This is a genomic window from Streptomyces roseoviridis (genome assembly GCF_039535235.1).
Taxonomy (GTDB): Bacteria; Actinomycetota; Actinomycetes; order Streptomycetales; family Streptomycetaceae; genus Streptomyces; species Streptomyces roseoviridis.
In genome coordinates this window covers 884,898-908,418 of sequence record NZ_BAAAWU010000001.1, presented here as the reverse complement: position 1 = coordinate 908,418, position 23,521 = coordinate 884,898, and the positions used below count along the sequence as shown (strand labels likewise).

The following is a 23,521-nucleotide window of genomic DNA, read 5'->3' as shown; positions in this document are numbered from 1 at the left end:
AAGCCGTGAGTGCCGAGAACGTCGTCGGCCTGCTCGTGGCTGCCGCCCTGCTGGGCTATCTCGTCCTCGCCCTCGTCAAGCCCGAGAGGTTCTGAGCCCCGAGATGAGTCCCGTCCTCGCTGGAGTCCTCCAGCTCCTCGCGCTGGTGGCCGCCCTCGTGCTGTCGTACAGACCGCTCGGCGACCACATGGCGCGCGTGTACTCCTCGCAGAAGCACCTGCGGGCCGAGACCTGGGTCTACCGTGCGATCGGGGCCGACCCGTCGGCGCAGATGCGCTGGCCCGCCTATCTGCGCGGAGTGCTGGCCTTCTCCGCGGTCGGCGTGCTGTTCCTCTACGGGCTCCAGCGCGTGCAGGGCCGGCTGCCCGGCTCGCTCGGCTTCACGTCGATCGACCCCGACCAGGCCTTCAACACGGCGGCGTCCTTCGTCGCGAACACCAACTGGCAGTCCTACTACGGCGAGCAGGCCATGGGCCACGTCGTCCAGACCGGCGGCCTCGCCGTGCAGAACTTCGTCTCCGCGGCCGTCGGCATGGCGGTCGCCGTGGCCCTCGTCCGCGGCTTCGCCCGGTCCCGCACCGGCGAACTCGGCAACTTCTGGGCCGACCTCGTCCGCGGCGTCGTGCGGATCCTCCTGCCGCTCTCCGTCGTCGGTGCCCTCGTCCTGGTCGCCCGTGGGGTGATCCAGAACTTCTCCGGGATCCACGAGGTCGGCCAGTTCACGGGCGGTCCGCAGCAGTGGAACGGCGGCGCGGTCGCCTCGCAGGAGGTCATCAAGGAGCTGGGCACCAATGGCGGCGGCTACTTCAACGCCAACTCCGCCCACCCCTTCGAGAATCCCGACGGGCTGTCGAACCTGTTCGAGATCTATCTGATCCTCCTCATCCCCTTCGCGCTGACCCGGACCTTCGGGCGGATGGTCGGCTCGCCGAGGCAGGGGTACGCGATCCTCGGCGCGATGGCCGCGATCTGGATCGGCTTCACCGCGCTGATGATGTGGACCGAGTTCGCGGGCCGGGGAACGGCGTTCGAGCTCGCGGGCGGTGCGATGGAGGGCAAGGAGACCCGCTTCGGGATCGCCGGCTCCTCCCTCTTCGCGGTCGCCACGACACTGACCTCCACCGGCGCGGTGAACTCCTTCCACTCCTCGTACACCGGCTTCGGCGGCGGCATCACGATGCTGGGCATGCAGCTGGGCGAGATCGCGCCCGGCGGCGTCGGCTCCGGCCTGTACGGCATGCTGATCATGGCGGTCATCGCGGTGTTCCTCGCCGGTCTGATGGTCGGCCGCACCCCGGAGTACCTGGGCAAGAAGATCGGCACCCGCGAGATCACGTGCGCGGCCTGCTACCTCCTCGTCACCCCGGCGCTCGTCCTCGGCTTCACGGCCGCGTCGCTCGCCCTCGGCACCCCGGCGCACTCCATGACGAACTCCGGTGCCCACGGCTTCTCCGAGGTCCTCTACGCGTACACCTCGGGCGCCAACAACAACGGTTCGGCGTTCGCGGGGCTGAACGCGGACACCCCGTGGTTCAACGCCACGATCGGCGTCGCGATGCTCCTCGGCCGGTTCCTGCCGATGGTGTTCGTCCTCGCGCTCGCCGGCTCGCTGGCCGAGCAGCGGCCCGTACCGGAGACCGCGGGCACGCTGCGGACCGAGAAACCGCTGTTCACCGGCCTGCTCGTCGGCACGATCGCGATCATCACCGGTCTCACCTACTTCCCGGCCCTCGCCCTTGGCCCGCTCGCCGAAGGACTCGCAGCATGAGCACCCTCACCCCCACCCGGCCCCCCAGGACCGGGACGCCCGCCGCAGCGCCCGCCGGGACCGGGCGCGTCGGCGGCGGGCTCTTCGCCCCCCGGCAGCTGCTCGCCTCCCTCCCGGACGCCCTCCGGAAGCTCGACCCGCGCGTGATGGTCACGTCGCCCGTCATGTTCGTGGTGCTCGTCGGCTCGGTGGTCACCACCGTGCTCGCCGTGAAGAACCCGGGGGACTGGTTCGGCTGGGCGATCACCGCCTGGCTGTGGCTGACCGTGGTCTTCGCCAACCTGGCCGAGGCGGTGGCCGAAGGCCGCGGCAAGGCCCAGGCCGACACGCTCCGCAAGGCCAAGACCGACACGGTCGCCCGTCGCCTGACCAAGGACGGCAAGGGCGAGGAGGAGGTCCCCGGTACCGGGCTGCGCGTCGGCGACCTGGTGGTCTGCGAGGCCGGTGACGTCATTCCCGGCGACGGTGACGTCGTCGAGGGCGTCGCCTCGGTCGACGAGTCCGCCATCACGGGCGAGTCGGCCCCGGTGATCCGCGAGTCCGGCGGTGACCGGTGCGCGGTGACGGGCGGCACGAAGGTCCTCTCGGACCGGATCGTCGTCAGGATCACGATGAAGCCGGGCGAGACCTTCATCGACCGGATGATTGACCTGGTCGAGGGAGCGGCCCGGCAGAAGACCCCCAACGAGATCGCCCTCGACATCCTTCTGGCGTCCCTCACCCTCGTCTTCCTGCTCGCGGTCGTGACCTTGAAGCCGTTCGCGATCTACGCCGGGGCCGACGAGCAGACCTCGCTCATCGTCCTCGCGGCGCTCCTCGTCTGCCTGATCCCGACGACCATCGGCGCCCTGCTCTCCGCGATCGGCATCGCCGGCATGGACCGGCTCGTGCAGCGCAACGTCCTCGCGATGTCGGGCCGCGCCGTCGAGGCCGCCGGCGACGTGAGCACCCTGCTCCTGGACAAGACGGGCACGATCACACTGGGCAACCGCCAGGCCGCCGCGTTCGTCCCCGTACGCGGGACGACGGAGGCCGAGCTCGCCGACGCCGCCCAGCTCTCCTCGCTCGCCGACGAGACGCCCGAGGGCCGCTCGATCGTCGTCCTCGCCGAGGAGAAGTACGGGCTGCGGGAGCGCCACCGGGGCGAACTGGCCCACGCCGCCTGGATCGAGTTCACCGCCCAGACCCGTATGTCGGGCGTCGACGTGGACGGCAGGAAGATCCGAAAAGGCGCCACCGCTTCGGTTGTCGCCTGGGTGAAGGAGCGGGGTGGCGCCGTCGCCGAGGACGCACAGGCACTCACGGACCGGATTTCCGGGGCGGGTGGCACGCCGCTGCTGGTGGCTGTGGAAGACGGCAGGGGCGCGCGGGTCCTGGGCGTCGTCCACCTGAAGGACGTCGTCAAGGAGGGCATGCGGGAGCGGTTCGACGAGCTGCGCCGCATGGGCATCAAGACCATCATGATCACGGGTGACAACCCGCTCACCGCCAAGGCCATCGCCGAGGAGGCGGGCGTCGACGACTTCCTCGCCGAGGCCACCCCCGAGGACAAGATGGCCCTCATCAAGCGCGAGCAGGCCGGTGGCAAGCTCGTCGCGATGACCGGCGACGGCACCAACGACGCCCCCGCGCTGGCACAGGCGGACGTCGGCGTGGCGATGAACACCGGTACCTCGGCCGCCAAGGAGGCCGGGAACATGGTCGACCTCGACTCCGACCCGACCAAGCTCATCGAGATCGTCGAGATCGGCAAGCAGCTCCTCATCACCCGCGGCGCGCTGACGACCTTCTCCCTTGCCAACGACGTCGCGAAGTACTTCGCGATCATCCCCGCGATGTTCACCGTCGCCTACCCCAGCCTCGACAAGCTCGACATCATGGGCCTGGCCTCACCCGAGTCCGCGATCCTGTCGGCCGTCATCTTCAACGCGCTGATCATCGTGGCCCTGGTCCCGCTGGCCTTGAAGGGCGTGCGCTACCGGCCCTCCAGCGCCGACTCGATGCTCCGCCGCAACCTCGGCCTGTACGGACTCGGCGGCCTGGTCGCCCCGTTCATCGGCATCAAGCTCATCGACCTGCTCCTCTCCCTCATCCCCGGAATCGGCTGACGATCATGAACCACTCGGTAGGAAACACCGGCCGCGTCCTGTGGGCGGCCCTCCGGGCCCTCCTCGTCCTCACCGTCGTCTGCGGGGGCCTCTACCCGCTCGCCGTCACCGGGATCGCCCAAGCCGCCTTCCCCGGCAAGGCGAACGGCTCCGAGATCAAGGACGCGAGCGGGAAGGTCGTCGGCTCGGCGCTCATCGGCCAGCGCTACGACCTGCCGCTCAAGGGCGGCGAGGAGACTTTGACCCCGGACCTGCGCTGGTTCCAGCCGCGCCCGTCCAACGGCCTGGGCACCAACTCCGTCAACACCCGGTACGCGCTCATCCTCTCCGGGGCCACCAACCGCTCCGGCGACAACGCCGACCTGATCCGGTGGGTCAAGGACGCCAAGGCGGCGGTGGTCAAGGACAACTCCACCGCCGACTACGAGGTGAAGCCCTCCGACGTGCCGGCCGACGCCGTCACCTCGTCCGGCTCGGGCCTGGACCCGCACATCTCCCCGGCGTACGCGAAGCTTCAGGCCCACCGTGTCGCCGAGCGCAACGGGCTGGACGTCGCCACGGTCGAGAAGCTGGTCGCCGACCACACCGAGGGCCGCGTCCTCGGCTTCGTCGGCGAGCCCCGCGTCAACGTCCTGGAGCTCAACGTCGCGCTCAGGAACCTGACGGGCCGGAGCTGAGGGCGGGCGCCCGTGCCCGTGCCGGCCGTTCCGTGGCCGTCCCCGCAGGGCCTCCGCACTCCCGTGACCTGGACGAAGCCCTTCGTGCGAGTCCAGGTCCTTCCGGCAAACGATGCAAGAACTTGCGACCCGGTAGTGGCTCTGACCTGCATGTTTATTGAGCGATTCGCTGCATGGCTGAAAATAGTTTCATCGGCTTGCGCAAGTGTTGGCAGGCCGTGATGATCCGGGGCATGAGACACCTCCTGACGCTCATCTCCCGTCCTGCCGCCCTCGCCGCCGCCACCGCGACCGGGCTCCTGGCGGCGTCCCTGACCCTCGCGCCGACCGCCGCCGCGGCCACAGAATCCGCGCCCCCGGAGTGCGTGCGGTACTACGAGGGCTGGCGCTACACCCAGGTCGAGAACGCCTGCGACGCCGCCGTCGCCGTCACCGTCGAGTACGCCGACGGTCAGGTCGCCCCGTGCCGCGTCATCGAGCCCGGCGCGTGGGCGACCTTCGCCGGGTACGGGCCGCAGCTCAACCACGTCACCGGCCTCAGGACCTGCGACCCGACGGCGACCGGCGCCGCCTGATCCGCACCGACCGCGACAGGCCCGAGGGACCCCGGCCGGGACCGGGCACACGCGGCGGTCCCGGCCGGCGAACCGGCGCGCGACCCCGACGGCCGACGCCTCGTCCCGCCCGAGCCGCCGGGCGCGGCCGGGGCGAGACGTCAGTTCCCGCCCGCGAGTTCTCCGCTGAGCCTGCCGTGGAGGTCGGCGCTGGGGGAGTTGAGGCCGGTGATCTCGACGGTCTTGCCGCGCTGGGCGTAACGGGTCTCGATCGCGTCGAGCGTCGCGACCGAGGAGGCGTCCCAGATGTGGGCCGCGCTCAGGTCGATGACGACCCTGCCGGGGTCGCCCGCGTAGTCGAAGCGGCCGACCAGGTCGTTGGAGGAGGCGAAGAACAGCTCACCGGTGACCCGGTAGACGACCGTGCCGCCGTCCGGGGCGGTGACGGCCGTGACGTCCGCGAGGCGGGCCACCCGCTTGGCGAAGATGACCATGGCGGTGACCGAGCCGACGACGACGCCCACGGCCAGGTTGTGCGTGACGACCACACAGACGACCGTGACCAGCATGACGGTGATCTCGCCGGCCGGCATCCGCTTCAGGGTCTTCGGGGCGACGGAGTGCCAGTCGAAGGTCGCGAAGCACACCATGACCATGACGGCGACCAGAGCACCCATGGGGATGTCGGACACGACGGGCCCGAAGACGATGCACAGCACCATCAGGAACGCGCCGGCGAGGAAGGTCGACAGGCGGGTGCGGGCGCCGGAGACCTTCACGTTGATCATCGTCTGACCGATCACGGCGCAGCCGCCGATGCCGCCGAAGAAGCCCGTCACGATGTTGGCGATGCCCTGCCCGATGGACTCACGGGTCTTGTTCGAACGGGTGTCGGTGATCTCGTCGACCAGCTTGGCCGTCATCAGCGACTCCATCAGTCCGACCAGCGCCATGGCGAAGGCGTACGGAGCGATCGTCGTCAGCGTGTCCGGCGTGAACGGAACGTCGGGCAGCCCCGGCACCGGCAGCGCGGACGGCAGCTCGCCCTTGTCGCCCACGGTCGGCACCGCGATGCCGGCGGCGACCGTGATCACGGTCAGGACGACGATGGAGACCAGCGGTGCCGGGACCGCGGTGGTGATCTTCGGGAGGAACACCAACAGCGCCAGCCCCGTGGCGATCAGCGGATACACGGCCCAGGGGACACCGGTCACCTCGGGGACCTGCGCCATGAAGACGAGGATGGCGAGCGAGTTGACGAAGCCGACCATCACCGAGCGCGGGATGAACCGCATCAGTCTCGCCACCCCCAGCGCCCCCAGGACGATCTGGAAGACGCCGCCCAGGATCACGGCCGCGATCAGGTACCCGAGGCCGTGCTCGCGGTTCAGCGGGGCGATGACCAGGGCCACGGCGCCGGTCGCCGCCGAGATCATCGCCCGGCGGCCCCCCACGACCGCGGTCGTCACGGCCATCGTGAACGAGGCGAACAGGCCGAGCGCCGGATCGACCCCGGCGATGACCGAGAACGAGATCGCCTCGGGTATCAGCGCGAGGGCGACGACCAGCCCGCCCAGGACCTCGGTGCGCCAGACCTTCGGATCCGACAGCCAGTCCGGCTTCAGACCCCGCAGGCGCGCGGCGGCGGAGGAGAGGGCGGACGAGGACGGCGAAGAGGGCAGGGAAGACAAGAGGGGGACGGACCCGTCGTGCTCGGGCGCGCCCCGTTCGGCGGACCGGGGCGGGCGGGACGACGCGGAAGGGCCGGCTCGGCACTCCGCGGGCGGCTCCGGGGGCGCCATCGGCCCCGGCGCGGCGACGGTCGGGGCAGCGGCACGGCATGACCCGCCCTCGCCACCGGAAACCCTACCCTAACGTTAGGGTAGGGTTCGGCGGCACCGACCCCGGCCGGCACCACGGGGGCGAGAAGGACTCCGCGGAGACGCGGAAGGAACGCCGCGGCGAGCTCAAGGACGTCGCGGCGACGCGAAGAACCGGGGGACCAGCGGGCGTGGACGGCACACACATGCAGATCGGCGAGGTCGCCGCGCGCACGGAGCTGTCCCTGCGCACCATCCGCCACTACGAGGAGACCGGCCTGGTCATCCCCTCCGCCCGCTCGCAGGGCGGCTTCCGCCTGTACACGGAGGCCGACGTCGCCCGGCTGATGGTGATCCGGCGCATGAAGCCGCTCGGCTTCACCCTGGACCAGATGCGCGACCTCCTCGCCGCCACCGACCGCCTCGATGGCGAACCGGGCCTCGGCGCCGCGGACCGCGCGGCCCTGCTGGAGCGGATCCGCTCCTACGAGCGGGCCGCCGTCGAACGGGTGGAGAAACTGCGGGTCCAGCTCGCACGCGCCGAGGACTTCGCCGCCACCCTGGGCGCCCGCCTGGAACACGACGCCGCCGCCCCCACCCCTCCCTGACGCGTCGCAGCGCCCGCGGGAGCCGACGGGCCGTGTGGAGAACGCGTGAACGTGTGGTGATCGGCCGTTGATCGCCCGTAGAGCCGACCCGTGGACCATCGGAGCCAGGGGGAAGACGGCTCGACGGTCACCACCGGTGCGCCGCCGCCCTCGGCGCGCCGCACGGCCGCCCGGGTCCCCCGTCCCCCGTAGTTGGCCATCCCACGGAAGGTGGACCAGGCATGGACGGTGTGCGGTCGCCGCAGTCGACGGCGGGCTTCGGAGAGCTGCTCAGGATCTGGCGCGAACGGGTGGGCCTGACCCAGCAGGTGCTCGCCGATCACGCGACCCTGAGCGTCCGGGCCATCCGGGACATGGAGAGCGGACGGGTGCGGCGCCCCCGGCAGGAGACGGTCCGGCTGCTGGCCGACGCCCTGCGCCTCGAAGGCCGCAACCGGTCGCTCTTCGAGGCCACCGCGCGCCGGCAGACGCCCGCCGAGGAACCGGCCGACGAACCGGCCGCGCCGCCGGTCGCCCGGGGCGCCATCGTCGGGCGCGACCTGGAGGTCGAGGTGCTGGCCGACGCCTTCGCCGTGCACGGCGACCGGCTGGTCACCGTGGCCGGCCTCGGCGGGGTCGGCAAGTCCCGGCTGGCCCTGGAGGTCGCGAGACGGCTGCACCTGGCCTCCCGCTGGTCGGTGCGCTGGATCGACTGCGGCCGGCTGCCGGTCGCCGGTCTCGAACGCCGCACCGACCTCGCCCGCGCGATCGGGGAGCGGCCCACCCTGCTGGTCCTGGACGGCGCCGACGCCGGCGTGGACACGGCACTGCTCGACGAACTGTTCCAGCGGTGCCCCGGCCTGCGGGTCCTGATCACCGCCCGCGTCCCGCAGCCGCTGCCCGGCGGCCAGGTGATCCCGCTCGCCCCCCTGCCCACCCCCGGTCCCGAACTCGACCACGACCCCCTCGCCCTGGCCGACGTGGGCGCCGTCCGGCTGCTGCTCTCGCACCTGCGCCGACTGCGGCCCGGCTACCGGCTCGAGCCCGACGAGGCCCCCGCCGTCGCCGCCCTCTGCCGTCAACTCGACGGCCTGCCCGGCGCCTTGGAGCTCGCGGCCGGCTGGTCCACGGTGCTGTCCCCGCGTCAGCTGGTGGCGCGCCTCGCGGACGGGCCGTTCCACCTGGCGCCGCCCCCCGCCGGTTACGGAGGCAGGGCGGACATCCGGGCGGCGCTGGGAGCCGCCCTCGACCGGCTGACGCTCGGCCAGCGCGACCTGCTGGAGCGGCTCGCGGCCGAACCGGGGGACTGGTCCGGTGAGGACGCCGTCGCACTGAGCGGCCGGCCGCCGCAGGAATGCCTGGCCGCGGTGCACGAGTTGCTGGCGAGCGGCCTCATCCGCAGCGTGCAGGCCCGCGACGGCGTCCGGTTCACCGTGCTGAACCTCTGCCGGAGCCTGTGCGGAAGCCGTGTGGCCTACGCGGAACTGGCCACGGCGAGCTGAAGCCCGTGGGGCGCTCGGCGCCCAGCGGTCACGGCGGCCGACGTACGGCGACCCGCGTACGACTTCCCGCGCGCGACGGTCCTCGTGCGGCGGTCCTCCTACGGCGGTCCTCCTACGGCGGTCCGCGTACGGCGTCGTGGGCGGCGGGTCCGTCCCGGGCGCCGCACGGCGGGCGTTCCGCCATCCCGGGCGCCGCACGGCGGGCGTTCCGCCGTCCCGGGCCGCGGCGATACTGCCCGCATCCTGCCGGGCGAGCTGCCGGTCCGGCGGGCGGATCCTCCCTAGCGTTCTGTCCACGGCCGGGCGAGCCGGACACCCGGACCTCGGGACGCCCCGGCGGGGCCCACCACCCCGGGTCTTCCCACCACCTACCGACACAGAGGGTTTGCGCCGTGGATCAGCATGCCGTGGAGCAGCACGGAAAGGCCGAGCCGGCCGGTCTGGACGTCGTCGTGACGACCATGGCGTCGGACTCCCACACCTGGAACCTGGTCTTCCTTCACCTCCTGCTCGAAGAGCTCGGCCACCGGGTCACCAACCTGGGCGCCTGCGTGCCGGACGCGCTGCTGGTCGCCGAGTGCCGCCGGATCGAGCCCGACCTGATCGTGCTGAGCAGCGTGAACGGTCACGGCTTCCACGACGGCCTGCGGGTGATCGCGGCGCTGCGGGCCTGCCCCGAGCTGGCCCGTACGACGACCGTGATCGGAGGAAAGCTCGGGATCGCCGGCTCCGGCGCCCCCGCCCGGCGGCGGACGCTGCTGGCGGCGGGCTTCGACGGAGTCTTCGAGGAGGGCCGTGCGGTACGGGAGTTCCCGTCCTTCGTGGCCTCGCTGACCGCCGGCGCGGGGGTGCTCCTGTGACCCGGTCCGCCGCCCTGCCGGCGTCCGGATTCGGGGCCTTCGTCGCCCGGGCGAGGGCGGCCGGGGTCCTCGTCGTCCAGCCCAGGATGGGCATGGCCGACCCGCTGCGGATGCGCGAGGGCCTGCTCGCCACCCGGGGCGCCGACGCCGTCACCGTCGGCACGATCACCCTCGACAGCTACACCCGCACCGGTGACCTCGCCGCCGCCCGGCGCGCGCTCGCCGAGGGCGTCGGCCTGAACGGCTACCCCATCGCCACCCACCCCGCGGACACCACCCGCGCGGTGCTCCGGGGCATCGCGGACCCGCGCTTCCCGGTGCAGGTCCGGCACGGTTCGGCGGCGCCGGAGCACATCGTCCGCGCCCTGCTCGCGGCCGGCCTGGACGCCACCGAGGGCGGCCCGGTCTCGTACTGCCTCCCCTACAGCCGGACACCGCTGCGCGAGGCGGTCGAGGACTGGCGGCGCAGCTGCGAACTGCTCGCCGCCACCCGGGAACTCGGCGCCGCGCCGCACCTGGAGACGTTCGGCGGCTGCCTGATGGGACAGCTCTGCCCGCCGAGCCTGCTCATCGCGGTCAGCGTCCTGGAAGCGCTGTTCTTCCGGCAGCACGGCCTGCGCGACCTCTCGCTCAGCTATGCCCAGCAGGCCGATCCGCGCCAGGACGAGGAAGCGCTCACCGTGCTCGGGCGGCTGGCCGCCGAACTGCTGCCGGACGTGGACCACCACCTCGTCCTCTACGCGTACATGGGCGTCTTCCCGCGCTCGCCGGGCGGTGCCCGGCTGCTGCTGGAGGACGCGGCGCGCCTCGCGGTACGGGCCGGTGCGGCCCGGCTGATCGTCAAGACCACCGCCGAGGCGCACCGGATCCCGACCGTGGAGGAGAACGTCCGGGCACTGGAGGCGGCCGCCGCGGCCGCCGCCCACGAGCACGCCCGCCTGGCACGGTCCGGCGCCCCGGGCCCGTACGGCCCGGGCCTCCAGGCCGTCGCCACCGGCTCCGACGACACCGTTCGCGCCGGCACCGGCCTCGTCGGCACCAGCCCCGTCGGCAGGACCGACGGCACCGGCCTCGTCGGCACCAGCCCCGTCGGCAGGACCGACGGCACCGGCCTCGTCGGCACCAGCCCCGTCGGCAGGACCGCCGGCACCGACCCCGTCCGCACCGGCCTCGTCGGCACCGGTCACGGCCCCCAGGTCGTCGACACCGGCATCGAGGCGGAGGCGCGGGCCCTGATCGGGGCCGTCCTCGACCTGGACGCCGACATCGGGCGGGCACTGGTGCGGGCCTTCGCCGCCGGATATCTGGACGTGCCCTACTGCCTGCACCCCGACAACGCGGGCCGCGCCCGCAGCTCGCTCACGCCCGACGGACGGCTCCACTGGTCGAACACCGGGTCCATGCCCCTCGCCGGACTGGCCGACGGCGGGCCGCGCCCGCCGATCCTCGGCTCGGCCGGGCTGCTCTCGGCCCTGTCCCACGTCCAGCGGACCTACGACGCCCGCGCCGCCGCACGCCCGGCCGCCGAAACCTTCGACGGCGCCGCCCCCGTGCCGATCCGAACGCCCGCCGCACCGCCCCGTACGACGTCCATGCCACGACGAGAGTTGGGACTCACCACACCATGACCACCGACGGGCACACGGCCACCTCACCGCTCCCCGACCCCGGCCGCCACCTGACCGCCCCGGCCACCCGCAGCGCCCTGCGGATCCAGCACCAGCTCCTCTCCTCCGCACGGTCCTTCCTGCGCGAGCGGGGCTTCACCGAGCTGCTGCCGCCCGTCATCGGCCCGGTCACCGACCCCGGCTCGCGCGGCTCCAAGCAGGTCGACGTCGACTTCTACGGCCACCGCTACAAGCTGATGACCAGCGCCATCCTCTACAAGCAGACCTCGCTCCTCGCCTTCGACAAGATCTTCTGCGTCGCCCCCAACGTCCGTCTCGAACCGCTGGAGACCGCCGGCACCAGCCGCCACCTCGCCGAGTTCCACCAGCTCGACGTGGAGATGGCGGGAGCGAGCAGGGACGACGCCGTCCGGCTGGTCGAGGAGCTGGTGGTGCACATGGTCGACAGCGCCGTCCGGGAGCTGCCCAAGGACTTCGCCGAACTCGGCCGCGACGTCGAGGCGTTCACCGAGCTCCTGAAGGGGTCCTTCGGCCGGATGCGGCACGCCGAGGCCGTCGCCGAGCTCCGCGGACTCGGCCACGCGCAGAGCTCCGACGCCGAACTCGACTGGGAGGGCGAGGCATTGCTGTCCACCCGCCGCGACCGCCCCTTCTTCGTCACCGACTACCCGAAGGGCTCGCGCGGTTTCTACGACCGGGAGGACCCCGAGAACCCCGGGCTGCTGCGCAACTTCGACCTGATCGCGGCCGAGGGCTACGGCGAGCTGTGCAGCGGCAGTCAGCGCACCAACGACTACGCGGAGATCGTCACCCGCATGCGGGAGACCGGCGAGAACCCGCAGAAGTACCGCTGGTACCTGGACCTGGTCCGCGAGGGCGTGCCCGGCAGCGCCGGCTTCGGCATCGGCGTCGAGCGGCTGACCCGCTACGTCGCCGGTCTGGACGCCGTGTGGCAGGCCAGTGCCTTCCCCAAGCTGGCGGGGGTGGTGTCCCCGTGAGCGACCTCTCGGCGCCCGGCTTCCCGGAGGAGGAGGTCCGCCGCCGCGCCCGGGCGGGGGCGGCCGCCGCCTTCCCGCCGCCCGGCGCGTACGGCAGGGTCCTGTTCGGTTCGGAGCACCGGGGCGACCGCCACCGCCCGGGCGGCGAGCGGGACCCGCTGGACGCCCTGCGGATCACCCCGCCGGTCTTCATGCCCCAGCGGCTCGCCCGGCTGATCGAGCTGGGCAGGGAGCCGGACCACCGGGACGTCGAACTGACCACCGCCGTCGGAGGGTTCACCTCCCCGCTGCCCGTGTACGTGTCGGCGCTCGGCTCCACCCGGGCCGCCGGCGGCGACCTCGGCCTCGCGCTCAGCCGGCAGGCGGGCGAGCTCGGCCTGCCCATGGTGATCGGCGAGAACGTCGTCCCGGTGAACGGTTACGGCCGGCTCGGCGAGGCGGCGGACCGGGCGCTCCTCGGCCGCCTCCGCGCCTACGCCGCAGAACTGCCGGACGGGCGGGGCGGCGTCGCCGTCCAGCAGTCCACGGAGGACGCGGACGCCGAGGTGTGGAACCTCGTCTACAGCGACCCGGCGGCGCTGCCCCTGCTCGAAACGGGCCGGCTGGCCTTCGAGCTGAAGGTCGGGCAGGGCGCCAAGCCGGGACTCGGCGGAATGACGGTGCTCGATGCCGAGGCGGCCGCCCGGCTCGGCGACCGGTACGGGATCGACGACGTCTTCGGCGACGGCCGCGTGCTGCGCTCCGGCACGCCCGGCACCTTCACGGCGGAGATCCTGCGCCAGCAGGTCCGGCTGATGCGCAACAACTTCCCCCGGGCCCGCGTCTGGGTGAAGCTGCACCCCGGCCGGGACGTCGCCGAGGCCGCCCGGGTGGCCGCCGAGGCGGGCGCGGACGCCGTCACGGTGGACGGTGCCGAGGGCGGCACCGGGTGGGCGCCGGACGCCTTCCCGGCCGAGGTCGGCCTGCCCCTGGCGGAGTGCCTGCGCCGGCTGGCCGCCGCCGGGCCGCCGCCCTGCCTGCTGGTGTCCGGCCGGATGTGGGAGGGCGGCCGGGCGGTCAAGAGCCTCGCGCTCGGCGCCCGCGCCGTGGGCCTGGGCCGGGCGGCCCTGCTCGCGACGGCGGAGGACCCGCGGGCCGGGCTGGTCCGGTTCGCCGAGTGCCTCGCCCTCGAACTCCGCCTGCTGATCAGCGCTCTGGGGAAATACGCGCCGGCCGCGCTCGACCGGGACGACGTCTGGTCTCCTGAATTCTCCTGAAGCCCGCCGCAGTACTCTGGATTCTCCCCTCCGGGTGACCGGAGATGAATTCGAGCAGCCCGCCGAAACGCCCGTGCGCGTGTCGGCGGGCTGACCCTTTTCAGGGACAAGACCCGCAGGTCATGCGGCAGGTGAAACTGCCGATGGACTTCCGTGCATTCTGCCGATCGGCCCGCCGGGGCCGCCCTATCGTCGATCTCACTGCTCGCAGCGTCGTCAATTCATCGGGGTTGGATGATGGAATCTCTCGGTTTCCCCTTCATATCCGTCGCACGCCGGTTTCCGGACCGCCCGGCCCTGAGGACCGGCGCGCGGACCGTCGCCTACCGGGAGCTGGACGAGCTGAGCGGTGCCCTCGCCGCCCGGATCCCTCCCGGGCGGACGCTGGCCGTCACCGGCCGCGACCGGCTCGACCACGTGGTCGGCCTGCTCGCCGCCCTCCGCGCCGGCGCCACCTACCTGGCCGTGGACCGGGAGGCGCCCGAGGAGCGCAACCGCTGGATCGGCGAGGACGCCGGAGCCGCCCTCGCCTTCGTCGACGGCGAACTCGTCGGGACGGACGCGGGCGTCCGCACCCGGGCCGGCGACGAGGCCGCCCCCCACCCCGGCCGCGAGAAGGCCGCGGGCTACCTCGTCTACACCTCCGGCACCACCGGCCGTCCCAAGGGCGTGCACGTCCCGCTCACCGCGCTCACCGGCCACCTGGCCGCCGCCGTCGAGCGCTTCGGCCTCACCGAGGACGACGTGGTCCTGCACCTCGCCCGCCCGACCGTGGACGTGGCCGTCGAACAGGCGCTCACCGCCCTGTCGGCCGGCGCCTGCCTCCTCGTACCGGAGGAACACCTCCTCGCGCCGGCCGCCCTTCTGGAGCTGCTCGACGCCGAGGGCGTCACCGTGGCGAACCTGGCCGCCGGTTACTTCCAGGAGGTGGTGGCCGCGCTGCGGGCCGGAGGCCGCGTCCCGCGCGCCCTGCGGCTGATGATCTCCGGCAGCGACCGGCTCCACCCGGACGCCGCCGCCGGCTGGTGGGACGCCACCGGCGTGCCGCTGCTCAACGCCTACGGGCCGACCGAGACCGTCGTCACCGCCACCGTCCACGAGCTCGCGGGCCCCACGGCGACCGCGGAGTGCGATACGGTCCCGATCGGCCGTACGCTCGGCGACCGGCGCGCGTACGTCCTCGACGACCGGCTGCGGCCGGTGCCCGCCGGCACGGCCGGTGAGCTGTACGTCGGCGGGCCGCTGCTCGCCTCCGGCTACCACGGCCGGGCGGGCCTGACGGCCGGCCGGTTCGTCGCCGACCCCTTCGCGCCGGAGCCGGGCGCCCGGATGTACCGCACCGGCGACCTGGTCCGCCGGTCCGGCGCCGACGCCCCGCTGGAGTTCCTGGGCCGCACCGACCACCAGGTGAAGATCCGCGGCTTCCGGGTCGAGCCCGGCGAGATCGAGCAGGCGCTCGCCCGCCACCCGGACGTCGCCGGAGCCGTCGTGGTCGCGCACGAGGGCCGGCTCGCCGCCTACGTCACCGGCACCGGGGGAGGGGCGGCGACCGCCGGTGACGCTCCCGGTCCGGGCCCCGACGCCGCCCTGCTGCGCTCCTACCTGGCCGAGCGGCTGCCCGAGCACATGGTCCCCGCGACCGTCACGCCGCTGGCCGCGTTCCCGCTCACCGCGGGCGGCAAGGTGGACCGCACGGCGCTGCCCGAACCCCAGGCCGCGCCCGCCGCACCGCCCGCCGGCCGCCGCCCGCCCCGCACCCCCGCCGAGCAGCTGATCGCCGCCGTCTGGGCCGACGTGCTCGGCGTGCCCGAGGTCGGCGCCGACGACAACTTCTTCCACCTGGGCGGGGACTCCCTCACCGCCGTACGTGTGGTCGGCCGCGTCTTCGACGTGTTCGGCATGATCTCCCCGTACACCATCTTCGACGCCCCGACCCTCGCCGAGTTCGCCGCCGCCGTCACCGCCGCCTCCGACGCCGCCGAACGGCCGGAGCTCACCCGGACCGGCGCCGCGCAGGCGCCGCTGGCCGGCCTCCAGCGCGGACTGTGGTTCCTCGACCAGTGGAATCCGGGAGCGCCCACGTACAACGTGCCGTGGGTGTTCCGCTTCGCCGGACCCGTCGACCCCGAACTGCTCCGCCGGGCCCTCGCCGGCGTCGTCGACCGGCACGAAACGCTGCGCACCACCTTCGAGCCGGCCGACGACGGCCCCCGGCAGGTCGTCCACCCCTCCGTGGACCTGCCGTTCACCGTCCGCGAGACCACCGCCGACGCCCTGGACGGCCTGCTCGCCGAGGCCGCCCTCGTCCCCTTCGACCTGGAGACCGGCCCGCTGGTCCGCGCCCACCTCTACCGCACCGGCACCACGTCCACCCTGCTGCTGCTCTGCCACCACATCGTCTGGGACGAGGGATCCCTGCCCGTCCTGGAGGCCGAACTCGCCGCACTGTACGAGTCCCTGGCCACCGGACGCCCCGCCGAGCTGCCCGCACTCCCCGTCCAGTACGCCGACTACAGCCTCTGGCAGCAGCGGGACGACACCCCCGAGCGGCAGCTCGACTACTGGCGCGAGCACCTGCGGGACGCGCCCGCCGAACCCCCGCTGCCCACCGACCGCCCCCGCCCCGAACGACAGGCGTTCCGGGGCGCCTTCCACCGCTTCGTCATGCCCCGCCCGGTGGCCGAGGGCGTCCGGGCGCTGGCCCGGGGCGAGGACGCGACCCCCTTCATGGTGCTCCTCGCCGGGCTCGCCCTCACCCTGCACCGGCGCACCGGCCGCCGCGACCTCGTGCTCGGCTCCCCGGTGAGCGTCCGCGGCCGGTCCGAACTCGACGCGCTGATCGGCTACTTCGTCAACCTGCTGCCGCTGCGCGTCCGGGTCGAGGAGGGGATGGACTTCCGCGACCTCGTCCGGCACGTCCGCGAGGTGGCGATCGGCGGCTACCGCCACCAGGAGGCACCGTTCGACGCCATCGCCGGCGCCGTCATGGCGGAGCGCCCCGACGACCGCACCGAGGACCGCAACCCGCTCTGCCAGCTGCTGCTGGAACTCCACCCGCTGGACACCCGCCCGCTGAGCGTCGGCGGCACCGAGGTCACCCGCGAGCTGTACTCCAACCCGGTCTCGCGCTTCGACCTGTCGATCTCCGTCGACGACCGGGGCACCGACTTCACCGGCCGCTTCGAATACGACTGCGACCTCTTCGACGCGGCCACCATGGCCGAGCTGTGCGAGGCATGGCTCGGCACCCTCGCCGCCGCCGTCGAGACACCCGTGCACACGCTCTTCGAGGACCGGGCCGCCCGGCAGCCGCGGGCCCTCGCGCTGGTGTCCGGCGAGGACCGGCTCGACTACGGCACCCTGAACGAGCGGGCCAACCGTCTCGCCCACCACCTCCGCGACCTCGGCATCGGCCGCGGCGACACCGTCGCCGTCCTGGTCGAGCGCGGACCGGACCTGGTCACCGCCCTGCTCGCCGCGCTGAAGGCCGGCGCCGCCTACACCCTGCTCGACCCCGACTTCCCCGCCGGGCGGCTGGCCGGGGCGGTCGCCGACAGCGGCGCCGCCCTGCTGGTCACCCACCGCCACGCGAGCCCCCCGTTCCCCGTCGCCCGCCACCTCGACCTGGACGCCACGGCCACCGCCCTCGCCGCCCGCCCCGGCCACGACCCGGGCCTGCCGGTCACCGGCACCGACCTGGCCTGCGTGATGTTCACCTCCGGCTCCACCGGCCGCCCCAAGGGCGTCGCCGTCCCGCACCGCGCCCTCACCACCACCTACCTCGGGCAGGACTACGCCCGCTTCGGGCCCGACGAGGTCTGGCTCCAGTGCTCCCCGGTCTCCTGGGACGCCTTCGCCCTGGAGCTGTACGGCGCCCTGGCCTTCGGCGGCACGTGCGTCCTCCAGCCCGGCGGGCGGCCCGACCCGCAGGCGGTCACCGAACTCACCCGCCGCCACGGCGTCACCCAACTCCAGCTCTCCGCCAGCCTGTTCAACTTCCTCCTGGAAGAGTTCCCGGAGACCTACGACGAGCTCGCCGTGGCCTTCACCGCCGGCGAACGGGCCTCCGTCACCCACGTCGGCAAGGCCCTCGACCAGTACCCGCGGCTCGTCGTCGCCAACGGCTACGGACCGGTCGAGAGCCTCGGCCTCACCACCTGCCACCGCGCCACCCCGCAGGACGCCGCCGGCACCTCCATCCCCATCGGCCGCCCCCTGCACGGCAAGGCGGTCCACGTCCTCGACGACCACCTGCGCCCCGTCCCGGACGGAACCACCGGCGAGCTGTACGCGGCCGGCGGCGGACTCGCCCTCGGCTACGTCGGCCGCCCCGGGCTGACCGCCGAACGGTTCGTCGCCTCCCCCTTCGGCGCGCCCGGCGAACGGCTCTACCGCACCGGCGACCTCGGCCACCGGACGGCGGACGGCGTCCTGGAGATCACCGGCCGGATCGACGACCAGGTGAAGGTCCGAGGCTTCCGGATCGAGCCGGGCGAGATCGAGGACGCGCTCACCCGCCACCCGTCCGTGCGGGAGGCAGCCGTCACCGTCCGCGAGCCCGCACCCGGCGACCACCGGCTCGCCGCGTACGTCACCACCGCCCCCGACGCACCCGCGCCCGACCCCGGCGCGCTGCTCGACCACCTGGCCGGGCTGCTGCCCGAGCACATGGTGCCCGCCACGCTCGACGTCCTCACCGCACTCCCGCTCAACCCCAACGGCAAGGTCGACCGCCGGGCCCTGCCCGCCCCGGCGGAGCGCCCCGGAACCGCCCCTGCCGACCCGCTCACCGCCGCCGAACGGCTCGTCGCCGACGCCGTCCGGGCCGTCCTCGGCCGGACCGAGGACCTCGGCCCCGACACCGACTTCTTCCGGATCGGCGGCAACTCCCTGGCCGCCGTACGGGTCGCCATGCGGCTCACCCAGGAGACCGGCACCCGGGTCCCGCCGCAGACGGTCTTCCGCGGCCGGACGGTCGGGGCCATCGCCGAGCGGCTGGCCCCGCGATGACCCGGCACCCCGACCGCCCGCCCACCCGACCGACCGAAGGGAACGAGGCCGTGAGCCCGTCCGCCGACCTGCCCGCCGCGCCTTTGCCCGCCGCGCCGGCCGCTCCGCCCGTCGCCCCGCCGGCCCCGGACCCGGCCACCGCGCCGGCAGGCCCGTCCGCCGACCTGACGGCCACCCCGGAGCCCGCCGCCCCGCCGGAGCCCCCGGGGCCCGCGGACCCGGTCCGCACCGCCCCCCTCTCGGGGCTCCAGCGCGGCCTGTGGTTCCTCGACCGGTGGAACCCGCGGGACGCCACGTACACCACCCCGTGGACCTACGACGTCACCGGCCCGCTCGACCTCACGCTGCTCCAGCGGGCACTGGACGGCGTGGCCGGCCGGCACGAGGTGCTGCGCACCACCTTCGCCCTGGACGCCGACGGACCCCGCCAGCACGTCCACCGCACCCTCGCCCTGCCCCTCGCCGTCACCGACCTGCGCGGACTGCCCGAGTCCGAACGGGCGGAGCACGCCGAGCGGCTGATCGCCGAACGGGCCGCCGAGCCGTTCGACCTGAGCACGGGACCGCTGCTGCGCGCGGAGGCGTTCCGGCTCGCCGACGAACGCACCACGCTCCTGTTCGCGGTGCACCACATCGTCTGGGACGGCTGGTCGGCCGACCTCTTCGAGCGCGAACTCGCGGAGCACTACGCCGCCCTCCTGGAGCACCGGGCCACCGACCTCCCCGCCCTCACCCTCCAGTACGCCGACTGGGCCGAGGAGGGACGGCACACCTCGTACGAGGAGCACCTCGCCCACTGGAAGCGGACCCTCGACGGCGCGCCCACCCTCCTGGAGCTGCCCGGCGACCGGCCGCGGCCCGCCGAGCGCGGCCGGCACGGCGCCACCGAGCCGTTCGACCTCCTCCCCGGCACCGCCGCCCGGGTCCGGGCGCTCGCCGAGCAGGAGGGCGTGACCCCGTACACGGTCCAACTCGCCGCCTTCGCCCTGCTGATGGGCCGCTGGACCGGCGCCGACGACCTACTCGTCGGCACGCCCGTCACCACCCGCGACCGGCCCGAACTCGCCGACCTGCTCGGCTACTTCGTCAACCTGCTGCCGCTGCGCGTCCGGCTCGCCCCCGGCACCACCTTCCGCGGACTGCTGGCCGACATCCAGGACGGCGCCTTCGACGCGTTCGGCCACCTCGACGTGCCCTTCGACCAGCTGGTCGACCTGCTCGGCACCACCCGTACGCCCCAGCACCCGCCACTGGTCCAGGTGGTCTTCGGCGCCCACGGCGAGCAACGCGCACCGCTCCCGCTCGGGACCGCCACCGCCGAGCGCACCGTCCGCTCCAACGGCACCAGCAAGTTCGACCTCACCTGGTCCGTCTTCGAGGACGCCGACGGCGGCGAACTGCGCGGCGAGGCCGAGTACAGCACCGACCTCTTCGACCCCGGCACCGTGCGCCGGCTCGCCGCCGACTACGCCGCCCTCCTCGACGCCGCCCTCGCCGAGCCGGACGCCACCGTGCTCCGCCTCACCTCCGCCGCCCCGCCGCCCCGCCCCGCCCGCCTCGACCCGGGCCACTGCCTGCACCACCTCTTCGAGCGGGCCGCCGACGCCCACGGCGACCGGCCCGCCGTCAGCGACCCGGACGGCACCCTCAGCTACGCAGAACTCGACCGGCGCGCCAACCGGCTGGCCCACGCCCTGCTCGCCCACGGCGTGCGCCCCGGCGACCGGGTCGGCCTGCTCCTGGAACGCACCGCCGCCGTACCCGTCGCCATCCTGGCCGTGCTCAAGACCGGCGCCGCCTACGTGCCGGTCGACCTCGCCGCCCCCGCCGACCGGGCCGCCCTGGTCTTCGGCGACACCGCCGTCACCCTGGTCCTCACGGACCGCCCCGACCGCGCCCCCGACGGCAGCTGGCACACCCTCGACCTCGTCGCCCGCGCCGAGGAGATCGCCGCCCGTCCGGCCGTACGACCGCCCGCCGCCGGCCGCCCCGGCGACCTCGCCTACCTCATCTTCACCTCCGGGTCCACCGGCCGCCCCAAGGGCGTCGCCGTCGCCCACGAGCACGTCAGCCGCCTCCTCGACTCCGGCCGCGACCACTTCGGCTTCGGCCCCGACACCGTCTGGACCCTGTTCCACAGCTACGCCTTCGACTGGACGGTCTGGGAGCTCTGGGGCGCCCTGCTGCACGGCGGCCGCCTCGCCGTCGTCCCGTACCTCACCAGCCGCTCGCCCGACGACTTCGCCGCCCTGCTCGACGAGGAACGGGTCACCCACCTCTGCCTCACCCCCTCCGCGCTGCGCCAGCTCGAGCCGGCGCTGCGCCGCAGGCCCCGCGCCCTGCCCGCCCTGCGTCGGATCATGCTCGGCGGCGAGGCCCTCGACCCGGGCGTCGTCCAGCGCTGGTACGACCTCGACCCGCTGCCGCCCGCCCGCCTCTGCAACCTCTACGGCATCACCGAGACCACCGTCCACGTCACGACCCACGACATCGCCGAAGGCGGCGCAGGCTTCGAACGCAGCCTGGTCGGCGCACCCATGGCACACCTCACCGCGCTCGTCCTGGACGACTGGCTGCGCCCCTGCCCGCCCGGCGTGCCCGGCGAGCTGTACATCGGCGGCGGAAGCCTCGCCCACGGCTACTGGGGCCGCCCCGGCCTCACCGCCGGACGCTTCGTCGCCGACCCGTACGGCCCGCCCGGCGCCCGGCTCTACCGGACCGGAGACGTCGCCCGGCGCCTGCCCGACGGCGGCCTCGAATACGTCGGCCGGGCGGACTTCCAGGTGAAGCTGCGCGGCTTCCGGATCGAGCTCGGCGAGATCGAGAACGCCGTCGCCGCCCACCCCGACGTGGACGCCTGCGTCGTCACCGTCCACGACGACCGGCTCGCCGCCTACCTCACCGTGCGCTCCACCGGGAACGCCCCGGCCGAGCCCCACGACCTGCGCGGCTTCCTCGCCCGTACCCTCCCCGACTACATGATCCCGGCGAGCGTCACCGTCCTCGACGCCCTGCCGCTCACCGTCAACGGCAAGGCCGACCGCGCCGCGCTGCCCGCCCCCGACCGGGCTGCCGCCGCCCCGGCCGGCCGGCACGTCGAGCCGCGCACCCCGGAGGAGGAACTGTTCGCCGCCGTCTGGACGGAGGTGCTGGGGGTCGCCGGGATCGGCGTCCACGACGACTTCTTCCACCTCGGCGGCGACTCGATCCGCGCCGTCCAGCTCGCCGGCGCCCTGCACGACCGGGGCTGGCAGATCACCCTGCGCGACGTCTTCAACGCCCCCACCGTCGCCGGACTGCTGCCGCTGGCCCGCCCGGTGGCCGCGGACCCCGACGCCGCCCGGCCCTTCGCGATGGTCGCCGAGGAGGACCGGGCCGAGCTCCCGCCCGACGTCGTCGACGCCTACCCGATGGTGTCCATGCAGCTCTCCATGGTCTTCCACATGGAGGTCGCCGGCGGCACCGACAGCTACCACAACGTCAACTCCTACCGGATCACCGGCCGTCTCGACGAGACCGCCTTCCGCCGCTCCGTCGGCGAGGCCATGGCCCGGCACGCCGTGCTGCGCACGGGCCTCGACCTCTCCGGCTACGGCGAACCGCTCCAGCTGGTGCACGGCACCCTGCCCGCACCGGTCGAGTTCGCCGACCTGCGCGGCCGGCGGGAGCAGGCGCAGGACGAGCGGATCCGGGACGTCTTCGCCGACCACCGGGACCGGCCCTTCGACCTCGCCGCACCGCCGCTCTTCCGGATCACCGTCCAGCGGCTCGCCGACGACGCCTTCCAGCTCACCGTCTCCGAACACCACGCCATCCTCGACGGCTGGAGCTTCACCTCGCTGCTCACCGAGATCCTCGAACGGCACACCGCGCTCGCCGCCGACCCGGCCTCCGCGCCCGCCCCGCCGCCGCGCACCACCTTCCGGGACTTCGTCGCCGTCGAACGCGCGGCCGCCGGTGACGAGGAGTCCCTCGCCTACTGGCAGCGGCGTCTCGCCGGCGCCACCGGTCAGCTGTGGCCCGGCAGCGAGGACGTCCACGAACTGCCCCGCACGGTGGAGCGGGTGCTGCCCGACGCGCCCGGGCAGCTGCGCGCCGTCGCCGACGCGCTCGCCGTCCCCGTCAAATCGGTCGCCCTCGCCGCCCACCTCCACGCCCTCGCCCGGATCACCGGCCGCCGCAGGGTCACCACGGGCCTCGCCATGAACGGCCGTCTCGAACGGCTCGGCGGCACCGAGGTGTACGGGCTCTTCCTCAACACCGTCCCCCTGGTCGCCGCACCGGACCCGGACGACCTGGCCGCCCTCGTCCGGCACGTCCACCGCGAGGAGCTCGACATGATGCCGCACCGGCGGGTGCCCTTCGCCCGGCTCGCCCGGATGATGGCCGACACGTCGCTGGACAGCCAGTTCGGCTACCTGCGCTTCCACGCCCTCGGCCGGCTCACCTCCGCCCGCATCGAGGACGGCCGCATCGGCTGCGAACCGACCCTCCGCCACGAACCCAACAGCTTCGCCTTCGGCGCCTCCCTCATCCAGGACCCGGTCTCCCAGCGCGTGCTGCTCGCCGTGGACCACCAGCGCGCGGTCGTGGACGACGCCACGGCGGAGGAGTTCGTCGACGCCTACGCGGAAGCACTGGCCCGCCTGGCGGCGGACGCCTGACGGGGAGCGTCGGGGGTACGGGCGGGCGCGGGGCGGGTGTGGGTGCGCGGTCCGCGGGGCTTGGGCTACGGCCCGCGGGGCCGGTGCGG

Annotated in this window: 14 protein-coding genes; 13 read left to right on the top strand and 1 reads right to left on the bottom strand. The window is 74.0% G+C overall.

From position 1 onward, the window contains the following. Positions 1-5: 5 nt before the first annotated feature. The 5 genes from kdpF to ABD954_RS03915 all read left to right on the top strand — a co-directional run bounded on the left by kdpF (position 6) and on the right by ABD954_RS03915 (position 5,128). Entirely contained in the window at positions 6-95 is a 90-nt protein-coding gene (kdpF, locus tag ABD954_RS03935; protein ID WP_123452475.1) for a K(+)-transporting ATPase subunit F, read from the top strand. An 8-nt stretch (positions 96-103) separates the two neighbouring features. Beyond that, positions 104-1,768: a potassium-transporting ATPase subunit KdpA gene (gene kdpA / locus ABD954_RS03930; protein WP_345484336.1), complete on the top strand. Its 1,665-nt coding sequence runs from the start codon at positions 104-106 to the stop codon at positions 1,766-1,768. Then, a complete protein-coding gene (gene kdpB, locus ABD954_RS03925; RefSeq protein ID WP_345484335.1) occupies positions 1,765-3,876 on the top strand; it encodes a potassium-transporting ATPase subunit KdpB in 2,112 nt (703 codons plus the stop codon). Before kdpA ends, kdpB begins: the two co-directional genes overlap by 4 nt. A 5-nt stretch (positions 3,877-3,881) precedes the next feature. After that, positions 3,882-4,553, top strand: a complete 672-nt coding sequence (locus ABD954_RS03920) for a potassium-transporting ATPase subunit C (RefSeq protein WP_345484334.1) — start codon at positions 3,882-3,884, stop codon at positions 4,551-4,553. Between the two features lie 233 nt (positions 4,554-4,786). Then, on the top strand, positions 4,787-5,128 hold the full coding sequence (locus ABD954_RS03915) for an alpha-amylase (protein WP_345484333.1): 342 nt from the start codon (positions 4,787-4,789) through the stop codon (positions 5,126-5,128). Between the two features lie 140 nt (positions 5,129-5,268). Here the strand turns inward: ABD954_RS03915 and ABD954_RS03910 are convergent, their stop codons facing one another. Beyond that, positions 5,269-6,798, bottom strand: coding sequence for a SulP family inorganic anion transporter (locus ABD954_RS03910; protein WP_345484332.1), 1,530 nt, complete (start codon positions 6,796-6,798; stop codon positions 5,269-5,271). Positions 6,799-7,118: 320 nt separating this feature from the next. Between ABD954_RS03910 and ABD954_RS03905 the strand changes: the two genes are divergently transcribed. The 8 genes from ABD954_RS03905 to ABD954_RS03870 all read left to right on the top strand — a co-directional run bounded on the left by ABD954_RS03905 (position 7,119) and on the right by ABD954_RS03870 (position 23,432). Next, positions 7,119-7,535 (top strand): MerR family transcriptional regulator, encoded by a 417-nt coding sequence (locus ABD954_RS03905; RefSeq protein ID WP_345484331.1) that lies wholly within the window; start codon positions 7,119-7,121, stop codon positions 7,533-7,535. A 221-nt stretch (positions 7,536-7,756) separates the two neighbouring features. After that, the gene (locus tag ABD954_RS03900; protein WP_345484329.1) at positions 7,757-9,016 is read left to right on the top strand and encodes a helix-turn-helix domain-containing protein; all 1,260 of its coding nucleotides are present in this window, start codon (positions 7,757-7,759) and stop codon (positions 9,014-9,016) included. A gap of 392 nt (positions 9,017-9,408) precedes the next feature. Further along, positions 9,409-9,876 carry a cobalamin B12-binding domain-containing protein gene (locus tag ABD954_RS03895; RefSeq protein ID WP_345484328.1) on the top strand — a complete coding sequence of 156 codons (468 nt, stop codon included), beginning with the start codon at positions 9,409-9,411 and terminating at the stop codon, positions 9,874-9,876. After that, positions 9,873-11,504, top strand: coding sequence for a methylaspartate mutase (locus tag ABD954_RS03890; protein WP_345484327.1), 1,632 nt, complete (start codon positions 9,873-9,875; stop codon positions 11,502-11,504). Before ABD954_RS03895 ends, ABD954_RS03890 begins: the two co-directional genes overlap by 4 nt. Then, positions 11,501-12,502: an asparagine synthetase A gene (locus tag ABD954_RS03885; protein ID WP_345484326.1), complete on the top strand. Its 1,002-nt coding sequence runs from the start codon at positions 11,501-11,503 to the stop codon at positions 12,500-12,502. Before ABD954_RS03890 ends, ABD954_RS03885 begins: the two co-directional genes overlap by 4 nt. Further along, positions 12,499-13,758: a glutamate synthase-related protein gene (locus ABD954_RS03880; protein ID WP_345484325.1), complete on the top strand. Its 1,260-nt coding sequence runs from the start codon at positions 12,499-12,501 to the stop codon at positions 13,756-13,758. Before ABD954_RS03885 ends, ABD954_RS03880 begins: the two co-directional genes overlap by 4 nt. Positions 13,759-13,995: 237 nt before the next feature. Continuing rightward, the gene (locus ABD954_RS03875) at positions 13,996-18,768 is read left to right on the top strand and encodes an amino acid adenylation domain-containing protein (RefSeq protein WP_425584107.1); all 4,773 of its coding nucleotides are present in this window, start codon (positions 13,996-13,998) and stop codon (positions 18,766-18,768) included. A 50-nt stretch (positions 18,769-18,818) separates the two neighbouring features. Beyond that, complete coding sequence (locus ABD954_RS03870; protein ID WP_345484323.1) at positions 18,819-23,432, top strand: amino acid adenylation domain-containing protein; 4,614 nt, start codon at positions 18,819-18,821, stop codon at positions 23,430-23,432. Positions 23,433-23,521 lie beyond the last annotated feature (89 nt).